This is a genomic window from Geobacillus sp. FSL K6-3411 (genome assembly GCF_037965715.1).
Classification (GTDB): domain Bacteria; phylum Bacillota; class Bacilli; order Bacillales; family Anoxybacillaceae; genus Geobacillus; species Geobacillus thermodenitrificans.
In genome coordinates, this window is sequence record NZ_CP150187.1 from 1,665,818 (window position 1) to 1,681,171 (window position 15,354).

Here is a 15,354-nt window from a genome sequence, read left to right on the forward strand (position 1 = left end):
CGGTGAATACGATTGGAATCGAGCAAAATCAACGTGCGCCAGTTATTTGTGTTAATTGTGCTATTCGAGCACGGCAGTGCCGTCGTCATTCCACTTGGTGTGAGCGCCAAGCAAGATATATGGATTTCCATTTTGCTTAGCTTGGCGATCGGACTGCTGTTATTTTTCGTTTATCGCCGTTTGTTTGAGTATTATCCCGATCAGCCGCTGACTGCTTATCTGCCACAAATTGTCGGAGCACCGCTCGGCAAGCTGTTAGCTATTGTCTATATTACATATTTTCTTTATATTGCCGCCCGTGTGCTGCGCGACTTTGGCGAACTGTTGTTGACGTTTGCCTATCCGGAGACGCCGTTGTTTGTGTTAAATGCGATTATGGCGTTGACTGTGATGTATGGCGTCTATAAAGGAATTGAAGTATTGGCGCGCACTGGTGAACTGTTTTTGATAGTGCTTTACTTTTTGGCAATCATCGGATTTGTCCTTGTTTTTGTTTCAGGGATCGTTGACGTGACCCAACTGCAGCCGATGTTGGAAGAAGGATGGAGGCGGGTATGGAAAACGGTGTTTACCGAAACGTTATATGTTCCGTTCGGTGAGATGATCGTGTTTACGATGCTGTTTCCCTATATCAATACTCCGACAAAAGTAGGACGAGCCGGGGTGGTCGGCATGGTGCTGAGCGGGATCAATTTGGCGCTCATTATGGCGATCAATGTGGCTGTCCTCGGACCGGACACGGTATCGCGCTCGTCGTTTCCGCTTTTGGATACGATCCGTCGCGTGCAAGTGGCTGATTTTTTAGAGCGTCTCGACGTCTTTTTTATGATTATCTTGATCGCCGGCGGCTTTTTTAAAATCTCTATCTTTTTTTACGCCGGGATCGTTGGGGCGGCCAACTTGTTTGGTATTTCGAGCTACCGGCGGCTCGTCTATCCACTCGGTCTGCTTATTCTCATTTTGTCCGTTGTTATTGCCAGCAATTATGCGGAACATATTCAAGAAGGATTGAAAATCGTCACCTTTTACGTGCATGTTCCGCTCCAAGTCATTATTCCGGTGTTGCTGCTCATCATTGCGGCGATTCGTCGGCGGTTTAACCAGCCGGCAAAATAAGAAAAACGGACTAGATGGTTTTTGGCGAAAAAAGAAGGAAAATGAATGAAAAAGAGCGAATGAAACAATAGCATTGTTTTTTATTTCGAAACAAATGGGTGGAATGGTGATAAAAATACATCCCGAAGGCGGGGTGGAAGAAGCACGGCGCCGAGACGCATCTTTCGTTTCGGAAAGCCGGTGTCGGCTGAGGAACTAAAGATTTTACTATTAAAAGAAAAAGGGTTGAACGATGGTGAAAGCGAATGTACAGGCGATCGACCAGCTAGACGCTGAACGGTTGGGCAGCGGCATGATGATTACGGACCGCCGATTTTTCATTCTTGCGGTCAGCGAGCGAATGACACAGCGGCTCGGATGGGCCAAAGAGGAATTGATCGGGCGGCCGGCCAGCTCTCTTTTTCCGGCAGAACGATCTGCCGGCTTGTTTGACCATATTGCCCAAGCGGTGAAAAAGGACGGATATTGGCAAGGGGAGGCGCACCATGTAGTCAAAGATGGGCAGATGTACGCGAGTCGGATGAGCGTTTATGCCCTGTCGGGGAGCGAAGGGGAATGGCTCGTTTGGGAGTTTGCTGAACGAAAGACCTCGCTCTCTGCCTCCACTTTGACGTCGGCTGAGGTGTTGCGCACCATTTATGCTTCTGCGCCGTTTGCCGTTGTTCCAGTGGCAGCGGACGGGACGGTGCAAGATTGGGGGAACGGTGCCGAAGCGCTGTTCGGATACCGAAAAGAGGAAGCGATCGGACGTCCGATATGGACGCTTTTCCGCCACAGCGGTCAAACGCCGCTCCCGTTTCCACCTGAGAGGCGGCAATGCGGTGAAGGAATTGTACAACGCGAAGACGGTACGCCGGTCTATATCGCCTATACGATCATTCCGGTGCCAAGTTCAAGCGGATATGTTGTTCTTGCAGAAGATATCACCAAGCGAAAACAAAAGGAAGGTGAGCGTCGGCGCCAAGTCGAGCTGGCGAAAAAAATTCAGCACAATTTGTTGACACCGCTCATCCAAAATAAGGAAGTAACGATGGAAGCGGTCTATATTCCGTCCGATGATTTGTCCGGCGATATTTATGCCTGCTACCAAATCGATTTATACCGCTATGGGGTGATCGTCATCGACGTAATGGGTCATGGCATTTCCTCGGCTTTAGTGAGCATGCTGCTCCGCTCGCTTTTACGTGGGTTGATTGTGCGAGTTATTGATCCCGTTTCCGTGGCAAGTGAGCTGGAGAAGCATGTGCAAAACTTATTCCCGGACGAGACGAATGACATGCGTTATTTATTTTCGATGATTTATTTAGTTATTGATACAAAAGAGCGCAAAATTGAATACACGAATGCCGGCCATCCTGCCGGGCTGCTTGTCTTTGAGGATGGGAGTGTGCATGAGTTGGATAAAGGCGGCTTGGCGATCGGCAGCCCGTTTTCTTTGCCGTTTGAAAAAGGGGTGATCGATTACAATAGGCGAGCCCGCCTGCTTCTATATACGGACGGCATTTTAGAGGAAATGGATCCGTCAATTTTGCGAAGTATTGAAAAAATTCGGACATGCACGCAAATGTACCGTCATTTGCCGGATAAAGGTTTCCTAGAACAATTAATCAGCCAAAGTCCTTCGCTCGCCAGGCCGACTGATGACGTTTGTTTGCTGTCAATTACAGTCCATGGGTAGGAGAGAGCTCACTTGGTGGCTGAGTGGGTGGTGCGCTGTAAGGCGAGCGAGGAGGCGATTGCATTTTGCGATCTGATCGCAGAGCAAACCGCCTGTTTATTTGCTGTCCGCGATGCCGAATTGTTTGTGCTGGCTGTGCATGAGGCGATTGTTAATGCGGTGAAAGCCGTTCGGCGGTTAGGACTGAACGAGGGGACGATTTTATTGTTTTTTTCCATTACAGATGATGAAGTGACGGTGGCGGTCGAGGATGACGGTGACGGTATCCCAAAGGAAATGTTCAAACAGCTTGGTAGAAAAACGCTTTCCGATGTGCTCCTAGCTGAATCAGGTCGCGGGCTATTGCTGATTCATGAAATTATGGATATGACGGCTGTAGTGGAGCGGGCGGATGGACGGCGGACGCTGGTGATGAAAATGCAAAGAGCGCAACAAAGACCGTTTTAGTCCAGCTTCTCGATGAACATAGGCGGCAGGGGCGGAGCAGGGTTGGTCAATGATAGGGGGATATGATGAAACAGCATTGGTTGTCGTTTGAACTGGAAATGATTACAGAACCTGCGTACGAGTGCATTAAGCTGACCGGGCGGCTCGCTTATGATACGCAGCTGGCTGCGGAACAAAAGCTGTTGGTTGCAGCAGCCGCCGTCAAGCGTCGCCTTGTTGTGATCGATGTAAGCGGCCTCCAATTTTTGGATAGCACCGGATTGGCGTTTCTTGTCCGCTTTTTCAAACAAGTGGTCAGCGCCAACCGTGCGATGGCCATGATCGTCCGGGATAATGCTGTGCTAAAAAAGATTTTGCTAATTGCCAAGCTTGACCGGCTATTGCCAATCGTTGCTGATGAACAGGAACTGCTATCGCTCCCTCCGTTGCGCTCCCCGGATTCTATCGGCCAAGAGGAGCTCTATTCGGCATGGCAACAATGCCGATCGTAAACCGGCCCCGTTGGGAACGGGATTATAAAAAGTGAGCCCCGGCTGTTTTGCAACTGCCGTTGGGTCAACTGTCGACTGGCAGCGTGAATGTTGACGCTGCGAGACCCCGAGCGGCCATGATCGGCTGTTCGGGGTTTTTTTGTTCACATCGCAAATAAGTTCTCAAGGCGTCATCATTGTCAAAGAAATGGTTCGAGTTTAGAATAAAACTAGAAATGAAGGTAAAGGGCGGCTCGGCACTTTGGCTGGAACAGGAGAGGGGAGGGGCGCAACGTGCGGCGAGTGCTTCTTTATTTGCGGCCGTATCGGAAGTGGATGGCTTTAGCTTGGCTGTTCATGTTGACAGAGCTGACGATTGAACTTTGGCAGCCGCTATTAATGGGGAAAATCATTGATGATGGTGTGATGAAACGGGATGTTACCGCCATTTTTACGTGGGGCGCCGTCATGCTTGGCGCTTCGCTGTTGGCGTTTGTCGCCGGCATTGCCAATTCGTTTGCCGCTGCTTACGTTGGGCAGGAGTACGGCTTTATGCTGCGCACAACGTTATTTGCCAAAATCCAGTCATTTTCGTTAGCGCGCATTGAACAGCTGTCGGCGGCTTCACTCATTACCCGGATGACGAACGATGTAACGCAAGTGCAAAACATGCTGTTTATGAGCTTGCGTATCGCTTTGCGTGCACCGCTTCTCGTCGTCTTTGGCGTTGCCATGGCGTTTGTCGTCCATTCCCGTCTAGCTCTTATTTTGGCAGTGGCTGTTCCGCTTTCAGCCGCTTTTTTATTATGGGTGATGAAAAAGGCGGTGTCATCGTTTTCCGCCGTTCAACGGGCATTGGACCGTGTCAATGGCGTGATGCGTGAAAATTTGGCCGGCATGCGTCTCATTAAGGCGTGGATGCGGGGAGGATATGAGCAGGAGCGGTTTACTGCAGCAAACGATGCACTTATGCGGCAGACGATGAGCGTGCTCCGCCTCGTTGAGACGATCGCGCCGGTATTATTGTTTGTCATGAACGCAGCCATCGTCGCGATTCTGTTTTTTGGACGCCTCGATATTGAGAGCGGGACGGCCAGCGCCGGGGAAGTCGTTGCCGTTGTCAATTATGCGACGCGGGCGACGGCGGCGTTATCGCTGTTTACGTTCATTACGATGGCGTTGTCGCGGGCGCGCGCCTCGGCCGCCCGCCTTGCCGAACTGCTTGATGCGCCGACAGAACAAACCGAAGCGAGCGAGACGGATGGGCTGACGATCCGGCGCGGCGAAATTCGGTTTGAGCGCGTGTCGTTCCGTTATCCGAACAGCAAGCATGATGCTCTTTCCGACGTATCGTTTGTCATCCGCCCACAAGAGACGGCGGCGATTTTAGGAATGACCGGATCCGGGAAATCGACGCTTCTTCAGCTGATCCCCCGCTTGTATGAACCGAGCGCTGGACGGGTGTTGATTGATGGCATCGATGTGCGTGAATTCTCAGCTAAGCAGTTGCGGACGGCCGTCCGTTTCGTCCCTCAGGAGGTGCTGTTGTTCTCTGGCACGATCGCCGATAACCTACGGTTCGGCCACACGTCGGCGACGGCAGAAGAGATGATGCAAGCGGCCACCGATGCGCAAATCCATGAAACGATCGCTCAGTTTCCGGACGGGTATGACGCTGTAGTCGGTCAAAAAGGCGTCAATTTATCGGGCGGGCAAAAGCAACGGCTGTCGATCGCCCGCGCGTTAGTCGGCGATCCAAGCATTTTGCTTTTGGATGACAGCACGAGCGCGCTCGACGCGGCGACGGAAGCGAAGTTGCTCGCTGCCTTGCGGCGATATGCGTGTACGACGGTGATGGTGACACAAAAAGTGAGTACAGCGATGGCGGCCGATACGATTTTGCTTTTAGAAGACGGGCGCTTAATCGCCCAAGGAAGTCATGAACAATTGCTGGCGACAAGCGAACGATACCGACGGATTGTCGCTACGCAGGAAGGAAAGAAGGGACAAAGCAATGTCACTACGGCATAGCCACCACGGAGCCCGCCTTGGGACGGGGCAGCGGGCCAAAAACAGCGTTGGCACACTGCGGCGGCTTTGGACGTTTATCGCCCCGCAAAAGCGAAAGCTGCTCGCGGCGGTGACGATGGTCGTCACCAGCTCGGCGCTGGCGCTTGCCGGCCCGTATGTGATCGGCCGGGCAGTCGATCTGTATATTGTCGAGCGGAAGACGGACGGTTTCATCGCGACGCTTGTTTTTCTGCTGTCAATTTATGCTGCCCTTGGCGCAACGACGTTTTTGCAAAACTATTGGATGGTCGACGTCGCCCAACGGACGGTGCACGCGATTAGAGAACAGCTGTTTCGCCATTTTCATGAGCTGCCGATTTCCTTTTTTGACCGCCGCCAGCAAGGCGAATTGATGAGCCGGATTACAAACGACATCGATAACATGAGTCAGACCTTTAACAGCACAGTGACCCAAGTGATCGCAAGTACGTTGACGCTGCTCGGCGCTATGGCGGTGATGATTTCGCTTAGCATAATATTGACGGTCGTAACGCTCGTCGTTGTGCCGCTCATGTACGCCGGGATGCGCTGGATTACGCGTCGGACGCAAGCGCGCTTCCGTGAGCAGCAGCGCGCCCTTGGCGAGATGAATGGCTTTATTGAAGAGGTCATTTCTGGACAAAAAGTCGTGAAACTGTTCTCGCAAGAAAAGCGGATGGAAGCCGAATTGGCGCGTAAAAATGCCGAGTTGAAACAAGCTGGGTTTTGGGCACAAACGTATTCGGGCTTCATTCCGAAGTTGATGAACTTTTTAAACAACTTGAGTTTCGCGCTTATTGCCGGCATCGGCGGATGGCTCGCGGCGAAAGGGGCGGTGTCAGTCGGAACGATCGTCGTATTTGTCGAATACGCCCGTCAATTTACCCGTCCGCTCAACGACTTGGCCAACCAATGGAATACGCTGCTGTCGGCATTAGCCGGTGCGGAGCGGGTGTTGGAAATTTTTGATACACCACGCGAAGCGGAAGATGAACAGGAAGCAGAAGCGATCGATCGGATCAATGGGCGCATCGAGTTTCGCGATGTCGTTTTTTCATATAACAAGCATCACCCGGCGCTTGTCGGTGTGACATTTTCCGTCTCCCCGGGAGAAACGGTTGCGCTCGTTGGCCCGACCGGAGCGGGCAAAACGACTGTGCTCCAACTATTGACTCGCTTTTACGATCCGGATGAGGGGGCTATTTTCATCGATGGCCGTGACAGCCGCACGATCAAGCGGGCAAGCTTGCGGCGGCATATGGCGTTCGTGCTTCAGGATACGTTTTTGTTTGAGGGAACGATTCGTGACAACATTCGCTACGGGCGGCTTGAGGCGACGGATGAAGAAGTGGAGGAAGCGGCGCGGAAGGCAAACGCCCATTCTTTTATTATGAAGCTGCCGAATGGCTATGACACCATCTTGACACCGGGCGGCGGAGGAATCAGCCAAGGTCAGCGGCAGCTGTTGGCCATCGCTCGAGCGATGATCGCCGACCCGGCAGTATTGATTTTGGATGAAGCGACAAGCAATATCGATACGGTGACAGAAGTGCGCATTCAAGAAGCGCTCACACGGCTGATGGACGGTCGGACGTGTTTTGTCATCGCCCATCGGCTGAACACGATCCAACATGCTGACCGCATTCTCGTGCTTAACGAGGGGAAAGTGATCGAACAAGGAACACACGATGAATTGCTAGCGACGAAAGGATTTTACTTCCATTTGTACCGCCGCTATTGGGAACGCGGCACACAGCAAGCATAGGACAAAGTGTAAAAGGCGCCCCGACAGGCAAACGGAGTCTTGCAAAGCAAGCAGGAGTGCCGTTCCAATAGGGGCGCCTGTGTTGTGATTGGTGATATTTCGCCAGTTGCGCTAAACAGGTGAACGATGTTATCTTAATGGTTTATCGTTTCCTCTGATTGGTGAGGCGGTGAAGAAACGCTTCGCACCAGCTCGTTGATAGGGCTGGGTGATGGGCGATTTGTTCTAGGGCTGCGATATTGTCCCGCTCATGATAGTAAATGTGATTCATATAGGCGATCGATAACTCCCCAGCGCCACGTTCAATGAGGATAAGCGGTGCATCCGGCTCGACGATGCCCTCTTTCAGCACCCGAAAATAAAATCCGCTTTTTCCCGTTTGACAGACGGCTTTCGGCAAATCCGGGAGCCGGTGGCGAAGTGCGAGTTTTGAACATGGTTGGCGCGGCTGCGACACTTGCACGAGCGCCGTGCCGGCGGCATAAATGTCGCCAAGGCATGCATTTTCTTCGGTCAGTCCAGAGAGCGTCCAGTTTTCTCCAAACGAGCTTGGGGGAAACGGACGGGCATATTTCTGTTCCCAATAGGCAAAATGTTCTGATGGATAGGCACAAATGGCTTTGTCTTCCCCGCCGTGATGGATAAGATCCGCTTGCCCGTCCCCGGCTACGTTTTGTTTGCCGACAGCGACCGGTCCGGCGACTGGTGTTTTGTAAATGCCGGTCACTAGCCGCTCGCCATTGACCTCCACTGTTTTTGGCTTTCCGATGTTAATCGAAAGGATTCGCATTCGTTTCACCCCCATACCGCCTCAGCGATCAGCCGAAAAGAGGTGAGCTTGTCATGAAAATCGTATGTAATCGTGACGAGCATGATCTCTTCTGTTTCATACGCTTCGCTTAACCGGTATAATTCGTCTTTGACGCGCGCTGGACTGCCGACGATCATTCGTCTCCGGTTGTCCGCGACCCGTTTGCGTTCATACGGACTGTATGAGTACGCCGCAGCTTTTTCTGGGCTTGGCGTACCGTTCACCGCCATCCCTTGCTCGAGCATGAGCAACGTTAAGTCTAGACTCCCGGCAATCCACTCTGCCTTTTCATCTGTCTCGGCGCAAATCGCAAACACGGCGACCATCGAGCGCGGCTCGGCTAAATACGGTGACGGAACAAACCGCTCGCGATACAAGCGCATATATTGTTCGCCGCCTTCACCGTTAATAAATTGGGCGAACGCATATGGCAATCCTTTAGCCGCGGCCAACTTAGCCGTTTCTGAGCTTGAACCGAGCAGCCATACATCAGGTGGCGATTGGACGATCGGCGTCGCTTTCACTCCGTAAAGCGGATGCACCGGTGGAAGGGTATCATACAAGTAGCTGAGCAAATCATCGATTTGTTCCGGATAACGGTCGACCGGTCGGCGTCTGTCGCCTTGCAGCGCGATCGTCGCCCGCGGCATGCCGCCGGGCGCCCGTCCAATGCCTAAGTCGACGCGGCCGGGATGGAGTCCGGCAAGTACATGAAAGTTTTCCGCGATTTTATAAGGGCTGTAATGCGGCAGCATGACGCCGCCGGAGCCGATGCGAATGCGCGACGTTTTCGCCCCGATATGACCGAGCAGCACTTCCGGAGACGAGCCAGCAAGGCTGGTTGTATCATGATGTTCCGACACCCAAAACCGCTTATAGCCGAGCTCTTCGACAAATTGTGCGAGTCGGACGGTGTTTGCAAGCGCCTCTTCTGCTGTCATGCCTTCAGCGATTGGCGATTGGTCAAGGACGCTGAGTTGCAACGGCATGTTCGTTCCTCCTCTTTGTTCAAGGTGAAAAATGGTTAGTTCTTATTATGCTTGGTTAGTCTTCGTTTTGTCTATTGATTTGCCCGACGTTGCAGCGGGCAAAAAATCATCCGCCGTTTCAAGGTGGCGGATTCTTCAAGAGTTTCCAAGGGAGCTTAGTTGTCGGCGATCGGTCGTGAAGTCAAATGGGGAAGAGTCTAAAGGTGAACGGATTCTTTCTGTTCGGCCGTTTGACGATTCGTTTTTTGATGGCGTGCGCGTCCGGGGAAGAAGGAATGAAAGAGTTGTTTAACGCTGTCAACGATAAATGAACACCGTTCGTATAGCGCTTCTTTTAAGCTGTCGAGCTGGCGGGTGATTTTGTATTGTGACGCCTCTTGCGCTTCGAGCCGTTCGATCACCGTCTGATGAAAGACTTGCTGCAACTCGAGCTGATCAATGAGCTGTTGGTATAGTTTTTCTTGCTCTTCAAGGCGGCTAGTCATCGCTTCGGTCAGCTGTTCCCGCTCAGCCGTTCGCTGTTCAAGCTGGCGCAACGTTTCGCTTTGTACTGTCAACGCTTCAATGACCGATTGGCGCGCTGTTTCTTCTTTCGCGAACTGCTCTTCCCATTTATGCTGTTGTTCGTTTTCTGTTTGCTGTTGAGCGATGAGCGATTGCTCAAGGCGAGCGAGCATGTCGGTGAGCTCGGCTTGCTCTGTCTGTCTGACAGCGAGCCGCTGTTCGATGCGGGTGAGCGCTTCTGTCCATCGTTCGTTTTGCTGTGTCTGCTGTTCTTGTCCGGTTTCAACGGATTGCAAGAGGAGAGCAAGCGTTCCGGCAAGCTCCTGATAGAGCCTTGTTTGCTCCGTCTGCCCCGCTGCCATCGTCTGCTTGAGATCAGCGAGCGACCGGACGAGCTGACCACCAAGCTCATTCTGTTCCGCCTGTTCATTGATAAGCGATTGTTCGAGGTGAGCCAAGGTGCCAGCCGTCTGTTCGTACTGTTGCGCCTGTTTCAGCTGCCCTTCTTCCACCGTTTGCTCGATCCGAGCGAGTGTTTCCGCCAACTGTTCAAATAACTGTTTTTGCTGGTCGAGCAGTTCGTCTGCGGCGGTTCGGCGGTGATAGAACACGACGTGTGAGGATGGAGGAGGAGTCGCGCTGTATACGCGCGGGGTCATCCGCTTGTTCATGTAAATCAATGCATGCAAGCCTCCTTTCCATTCGCCTATGTGTCATCATATGCCATGCTTTTCGGTTCGGTTTGGGCGGCATATTTGTCGGGGTGTTCGCTCTTTGGTATAATGAGGAAGAAAAAACGGGAGAAAGGGTGTTCATGATGCCAGCTGTCGAATCGAATATGTTTCCGCTTGGCAAACAGGCCCCGTCGTTTGCCTTGACGAACGCCGTCGATGGCCGACTCGTTCGCCTTGATGACGTGAAATCTGACGTGGCGACTGTCATTATGTTTATTTGCAACCATTGTCCGTTTGTGAAGCATGTACAGCACGAGCTCGTCCGTTTAGCGAACGATTACATGCCAAAAGGGGTGTCATTTGTCGCGATCAACGCCAATGACGCCGAACAATATCCGGAAGACTCACCCGAAAACATGAAAAAAGTGGCCGAAGAGTTCAACTATCCGTTTCCATACTTATACGATGAGACGCAGGAAGTGGCGAAGGCATATGATGCCGCTTGCACCCCGGACTTTTACATTTTTGACCGTGAACTGAAATGCGTCTATCGTGGCCAGCTCGATGATTCACGTCCAAACAACGGCATTCCAGTGACCGGGGAGTCGATTCGCGCAGCGCTTGATGCCTTGCTGGCGGGTCGTCCCGTGCCGGAAAACCAAAAGCCGAGCATCGGCTGCAGCATTAAATGGAAGCCAACATCATAGTGATTTACTTGACTTCTCATTGTCAAACGGGTATGATAGGAAGAACATCATTCGCTCATCAAGGAATCGTCAACGCCGTGCCGTTGCATGCGAGTGCAGCTGGCACGGCGTTTTGTTGCCGCCAATCGCTGACAAATTCACACTGGCGCCGCTTCGGAGCGGCAAGGATGGATGAGAGGAAGGGCTTCCATTGTTTTTGTTTCATTCTTTGAGTTTTCATAATTAACATTATGTAAACAACAAAGAGTGAGAAGATGGCGGCAAACGATATCGAGTATTGGTTTGTGAATAGCCTATTAGAAGAGAGAGGGGGAAGGCGCCTTCTTCCCCTAGTTACTCATTGGGCTCCGCCCTTCTCATTCGTTGCACCGGGGCCTCCTGCGCTAAAATGATGAAGATGGGCGGGATGCTGGCAACCGCTTATGAGGGGCGCATACGTTTATCGAGCGGTTTTCCGCTGATTCCGTTCGGATTATGGCAATGTGTGGAGAAAATGTAACATGGATAGCGAATGACTAAGAACGGCTTGGGAGAGATAATCATTTCCCAAGCCGTTCCTTTTTGCATAAACATTCGTTTTTTCACCCTTTTTTTTGAAACCGATTGCAAAAAACATTATAAAAATGCAGAAAAATTTTCGAAAAAAGGTTGCCAAATGATCGGTCTTTTTCTATAATAAAAACATGTTAGGAAAATAAACGTGTGAATGTGAGGTAATGTAACATGTTGAAATCGTTCGTTTCCTCTACCCAAGCGCCCCTGTTAGAACAAATTAAAGAAACGATCAAACAAAAAAGTGTTGAGCTTCTCCATTTGCAGTTCGTTGACATTGAAGGAATTTTAAAACATGTGACGGTGACGGTTGAACAGCTCGATGATGTCGTTGCGGGGAAAATCATGTTTGATGGTTCGTCGATCAAAGGGTTCTCGCCGATCAATCGTTCTGACTTGTACCTTGTTCCGGATTTAAATACGTTTGCGGTGTTGCCGTGGACGGTCGAGGAAGGTTATGCGGAAGCGCGCTTCCTCTGCTCGGTGGCTAATCCTGACGGCACGCCGTTTGAAGGTGATCCGCGCAACGTGTTGAAAAAAACGGTTGAGCGGGCAGCAGAAAAAGGATACGCGATCTCAGTCGGTCCGGAACTCGAATTTTTCCTGTTTAAAGCGGATGAAAATGGCAATCCGACGCTTGAGCTCCATGATAACGGCGGCTATTTTGAACCGTCCCCGAAAGACTTAGGGGAACGCGTCCGTCTTGAAATTTACCGCGCCCTCAAAGCGATGGGGTTTACGATCGAAGCATCGCACCATGAAGTGGCGGAAGGTCAGCATGAGATCAACTTCAAATACGCAGACGCGCTCGGCGCGGCAGACAATGCGACGACATACAAATGGGTCGTCAAAACGATCGCCGGCAAATTCGGTCTTCATGCGACGTTCATGCCGAAACCGGTTTTTGGTATTAACGGTTCAGGGATGCATGTGAATATGTCGCTCTTTAAAGACGGCGAAAATGCGTTCTTTGATCCGAATGATGCTAACCAGCTCTCGGAAACAGCGTACCAGTTTATCGCGGGGTTGCTGCATCATGTCAAACATTTCGCGGTGGTGACGAATCCGCTCGTCAATTCGTATAAACGGCTTGTGCCAGGTTACGAAGCGCCTTGCTACATCGCGTGGTCTGCTTCGAACCGCTCCGCGCTCATCCGCATTCCGGCGAAACGCGGTATGGCAACGCGTGTCGAGCTGCGCTGCCCAGACCCGTCGGCCAACCCGTACTTGGCGTACGCCATCATTGCTGCAGCTGGTTTGGATGGTGTGGAAAAAGGCCTAACGCCGCCGGCTGCAGTTGATGAAGACATTTTCCATATGTCAGAAGACCGCCGTGCCAAACTTGGCATTGATAACTTGCCGGAAAACTTAGGTGCTGCCATTGCGGCATTCGAAGGTGGAGAAATCGGCCGCGCAACGCTTGGCGAGCACGTATTCAATGAATACGTGGCGATGAAAAAAGACGAATGGAACAGCTACTGCACGGCGGTTCATGCGTGGGAAATCGAGCAATATCAAGGGAAGTTCTAATGGAACAAAGGGTGCTCTGCTTTGTTCAGGGCGTCCTTTTTATTTTTTTAAAAATTCATAGTTGACAACTATGTATAGTTGGAATTAAATTAAATGCATAAGTTACTCATGCCAAATCATGCAAACGGAGGGAGACGGATGAAAAAACTCATCGTTTTTGTGTTCGTTGGCTTCATCGCTCAGCTCATTGACGGATCGCTCGGGATGGCGTACGGCGTCACGTCAACGACGCTCTTATTGACGTTCGGCATTGCTCCGGCCGTTGCCTCAGCGTCCGTTCATCTGGCGGAAGTCGTGACGACTGCGGCGTCTGGTGTGTCTCATTGGAAATTTGGCAACATCGACCGCGATATGGTAGTTAAGCTGATCATTCCTGGATCGGTCGGCGCGTTTGTAGGAGCGTGCTTTTTAAGCAATTTGCCGGGGGATTTGATCAAACCGTACATTTCGTTGTTTTTATTGGCGCTTGGCTTTTATATTATTTATCGCTTTTTGTTTTTAAACGGCCGTTCGTCATCCAAATCGAAGAAGCAATGGTCAAATAAGCAGCTTATTCCGCTCGGATTGACGGCTGGTTTTCTTGATGCCACCGGCGGCGGGGGTTGGGGGCCGATCGCGACACCAATCTTGTTGGCGAATAAAAGCACGGAAGCGCGCAAAGTCATCGGCACAGTCGATACGTCCGAATTTGCCATCGCATTATCAGCGACATTGGGCTTTGCGATCTCCCTCGGTTGGGAGCAAGTGAACTGGTATTGGGTGCTGACGCTCATGGCTGGCGGGATTGTCGCTGCTCCGATTGCCGCCTGGCTTGTGCGCAAACTGCCGTCCCATTTGCTCGGAGTGCTCGTTGGCGGATTAATTATTTTGACGAATGCCCGCACACTCCTTCACGCTTGGGAGGTGCCGGCGCCAGTATATCCGACCGTTTATGGGCTTATCGTTATTGGTTGGGCCACCGCGGTATGGATGGCAATAAAAAACGGGCGGAAAGGGAAAGTGGCCAGCGGGGAGATGGTGTCATAAGCGTTCAAGAAAGTGTAAGTAGTAACAGTTTGAGTCAGATGATTGTTATGGATCATAGGTCATGGTATGGCATGAATAATGAAAAATGCTGGTGGGAGCAGCGATCGGTTGATTGGTGCAGGGATCGTCTCGCTCCCATTTCGTTTTTTGGGCAGATATAAGTCTGAATATTATAAAATGATTGACAGATAATTCAGTGAGTGATAAAATGCTTCTTGTAAAACGATTTACTAAAACGTTTTACAAAACGAATAATAAAGGGGGTGATGTGAATATGAGAAATGTTGTGATCCCGCTCAATGCTTTGGATAGAAACGAAGTGCGAGAAAAAGGGCAACGGTTTTTTATTCAAAAAATGTACGGGACGGGAGTTTCTGGAGTAGAGATTCGGAGGGAGCTGTTAACGGTTCACGATCATCCGCTTGGGCATTTGAAAACGATTGCTGACGAAATGGGGATGTTTCTTGTTTACTCTTCTCCCAGTCCTCTTTGGGCGGCAAACGGGCGGTTAAATGAAGAACTTCATCTTGTCATCCAGGAAGCAAAAGAGTTAGGAGCGGTGATGTTAAAAGTACCGTTAGGCTGTTACGATCCCCTTCTTTGCGAGATGGACGATTTAAAGACATTGTTAGAAGAAATCAAGGAACAGTTGCAACTGTTCATCGAAAATGATCAAACCCCTAATGGGGGGACCATTTCCTCTTTATACCGGTTTTTCAACGACATTCATGAGTATCAACTGCCTGTTTATATGACGTTCGATATTGGAAATTGGAAATATTGCGGAGAAAGTGCAGCGGTTGCCCTAAGCCATTTTCATCCCTTTATCCGTTACGTCCATCTGAAACATGTGGAAAAGTATGATGGGAGATTGAAAACGGTTCCGTTAACAGAAGAAAACTCGAAAGAATGGAAGGCGATTTTAAGGGCATTTTCGACTGACTTGCCGATTGCACTAGAATTTCCGATCAATGATGTTGAGTTCATACCATATTACATTCGTTTGCTTCAAGCACCGTAGAAAGAGGGGAGTCTG

The 15,354-nt window shown here is 50.9% G+C and carries 14 protein-coding genes; 10 read left to right on the forward strand and 4 right to left on the reverse strand.

The window, feature by feature from the left end; genetic code table 11:
* Nucleotides 1-12: 12 nt before the first annotated feature.
* The 6 genes from NSQ22_RS08460 to NSQ22_RS08485 all read left to right on the forward strand — a co-directional run bounded on the left by NSQ22_RS08460 (nt 13) and on the right by NSQ22_RS08485 (nt 7,525).
* Nucleotides 13-1,116, forward strand: coding sequence for a GerAB/ArcD/ProY family transporter (locus tag NSQ22_RS08460; protein ID WP_339264503.1), 1,104 nt, complete (start codon nt 13-15; stop codon nt 1,114-1,116).
* 232 nt (nt 1,117-1,348) lie between these two features.
* Entirely contained in the window at nt 1,349-2,794 is a 1,446-nt protein-coding gene (locus tag NSQ22_RS08465) for a SpoIIE family protein phosphatase (protein ID WP_327054302.1), read from the forward strand.
* A 15-nt stretch (nt 2,795-2,809) separates the two neighbouring features.
* On the forward strand, nt 2,810-3,241 hold the full coding sequence (locus NSQ22_RS08470) for an ATP-binding protein (protein WP_223812850.1): 432 nt from the start codon (nt 2,810-2,812) through the stop codon (nt 3,239-3,241).
* A 65-nt stretch (nt 3,242-3,306) separates the two neighbouring features.
* Nucleotides 3,307-3,732: an STAS domain-containing protein gene (locus NSQ22_RS08475; RefSeq protein WP_008879231.1), complete on the forward strand. Its 426-nt coding sequence runs from the start codon at nt 3,307-3,309 to the stop codon at nt 3,730-3,732.
* A 273-nt stretch (nt 3,733-4,005) separates the two neighbouring features.
* Nucleotides 4,006-5,742 carry an ABC transporter ATP-binding protein gene (locus NSQ22_RS08480; protein WP_029760820.1) on the forward strand — a complete coding sequence of 579 codons (1,737 nt, stop codon included), beginning with the start codon at nt 4,006-4,008 and terminating at the stop codon, nt 5,740-5,742.
* Nucleotides 5,726-7,525, forward strand: a complete 1,800-nt coding sequence (locus NSQ22_RS08485) for an ABC transporter ATP-binding protein (RefSeq protein WP_008879229.1) — start codon at nt 5,726-5,728, stop codon at nt 7,523-7,525. The genes NSQ22_RS08480 and NSQ22_RS08485 overlap by 17 nt, the downstream gene beginning before the upstream one ends.
* Nucleotides 7,526-7,667: 142 nt before the next feature.
* Here the strand turns inward: NSQ22_RS08485 and NSQ22_RS08490 are convergent, their stop codons facing one another.
* From NSQ22_RS08490 to NSQ22_RS08500, 3 genes are all read right to left on the reverse strand, one after another.
* Nucleotides 7,668-8,315, reverse strand: a complete 648-nt coding sequence (locus NSQ22_RS08490; RefSeq protein WP_339264618.1) for an MOSC domain-containing protein — start codon at nt 8,313-8,315, stop codon at nt 7,668-7,670.
* A gap of 5 nt (nt 8,316-8,320) precedes the next feature.
* Nucleotides 8,321-9,325 carry an LLM class flavin-dependent oxidoreductase gene (locus NSQ22_RS08495; RefSeq protein ID WP_339264506.1) on the reverse strand — a complete coding sequence of 335 codons (1,005 nt, stop codon included), beginning with the start codon at nt 9,323-9,325 and terminating at the stop codon, nt 8,321-8,323.
* Between the two features lie 197 nt (nt 9,326-9,522).
* A complete protein-coding gene (locus tag NSQ22_RS08500) occupies nt 9,523-10,500 on the reverse strand; it encodes a hypothetical protein (protein ID WP_339264620.1) in 978 nt (325 codons plus the stop codon).
* Between the two features lie 146 nt (nt 10,501-10,646).
* Between NSQ22_RS08500 and NSQ22_RS08505 the strand changes: the two genes are divergently transcribed.
* Nucleotides 10,647-11,210 (forward strand): thioredoxin family protein, encoded by a 564-nt coding sequence (locus tag NSQ22_RS08505; RefSeq protein WP_029760814.1) that lies wholly within the window; start codon nt 10,647-10,649, stop codon nt 11,208-11,210.
* A 58-nt stretch (nt 11,211-11,268) separates the two neighbouring features.
* Here the strand turns inward: NSQ22_RS08505 and NSQ22_RS08510 are convergent, their stop codons facing one another.
* Complete coding sequence (locus NSQ22_RS08510) at nt 11,269-11,415, reverse strand: hypothetical protein (RefSeq protein WP_339264507.1); 147 nt, start codon at nt 11,413-11,415, stop codon at nt 11,269-11,271.
* Between the two features lie 518 nt (nt 11,416-11,933).
* Here NSQ22_RS08510 and glnA point away from each other — a divergent pair.
* From glnA to NSQ22_RS08525, 3 genes are all read left to right on the forward strand, one after another.
* Complete coding sequence (gene glnA, locus NSQ22_RS08515) at nt 11,934-13,292, forward strand: type I glutamate--ammonia ligase (protein WP_008879224.1); 1,359 nt, start codon at nt 11,934-11,936, stop codon at nt 13,290-13,292.
* A gap of 138 nt (nt 13,293-13,430) precedes the next feature.
* On the forward strand, nt 13,431-14,318 hold the full coding sequence (locus tag NSQ22_RS08520; protein ID WP_029760812.1) for a sulfite exporter TauE/SafE family protein: 888 nt from the start codon (nt 13,431-13,433) through the stop codon (nt 14,316-14,318).
* Between the two features lie 274 nt (nt 14,319-14,592).
* Nucleotides 14,593-15,339 (forward strand): xylose isomerase, encoded by a 747-nt coding sequence (locus NSQ22_RS08525; RefSeq protein WP_029760810.1) that lies wholly within the window; start codon nt 14,593-14,595, stop codon nt 15,337-15,339.
* The last annotated feature ends 15 nt before the right edge of the window (nt 15,340-15,354 follow it).

What these genes read in the sequence shown, in the direction of transcription:
- NSQ22_RS08465 (WP_327054302.1), top strand. Translation starts at nt 1,349, where the DNA reads ATGGTGAAAGCGAATGTACAGGCGATCGACCAGCTAGACGCTGAACGG.
- NSQ22_RS08475 (WP_008879231.1), top strand. Translation starts at nt 3,307, where the DNA reads ATGAAACAGCATTGGTTGTCGTTTGAACTGGAAATGATTACAGAACCT.
- NSQ22_RS08485 (WP_008879229.1), top strand. Translation starts at nt 5,726, where the DNA reads ATGTCACTACGGCATAGCCACCACGGAGCCCGCCTTGGGACGGGGCAG.
- NSQ22_RS08490 (WP_339264618.1), bottom strand. Translation starts at nt 8,315, where the DNA reads ATGCGAATCCTTTCGATTAACATCGGAAAGCCAAAAACAGTGGAGGTC.
- NSQ22_RS08495 (WP_339264506.1), bottom strand. Translation starts at nt 9,325, where the DNA reads ATGCCGTTGCAACTCAGCGTCCTTGACCAATCGCCAATCGCTGAAGGC.
- NSQ22_RS08500 (WP_339264620.1), bottom strand. Translation starts at nt 10,500, where the DNA reads ATGAACAAGCGGATGACCCCGCGCGTATACAGCGCGACTCCTCCTCCA.
- NSQ22_RS08505 (WP_029760814.1), top strand. Translation starts at nt 10,647, where the DNA reads ATGCCAGCTGTCGAATCGAATATGTTTCCGCTTGGCAAACAGGCCCCG.
- NSQ22_RS08510 (WP_339264507.1), bottom strand. Translation starts at nt 11,415, where the DNA reads ATGAAACAAAAACAATGGAAGCCCTTCCTCTCATCCATCCTTGCCGCT.
- glnA (WP_008879224.1), top strand. Translation starts at nt 11,934, where the DNA reads ATGTTGAAATCGTTCGTTTCCTCTACCCAAGCGCCCCTGTTAGAACAA.
- NSQ22_RS08520 (WP_029760812.1), top strand. Translation starts at nt 13,431, where the DNA reads ATGAAAAAACTCATCGTTTTTGTGTTCGTTGGCTTCATCGCTCAGCTC.
- NSQ22_RS08525 (WP_029760810.1), top strand. Translation starts at nt 14,593, where the DNA reads ATGAGAAATGTTGTGATCCCGCTCAATGCTTTGGATAGAAACGAAGTG.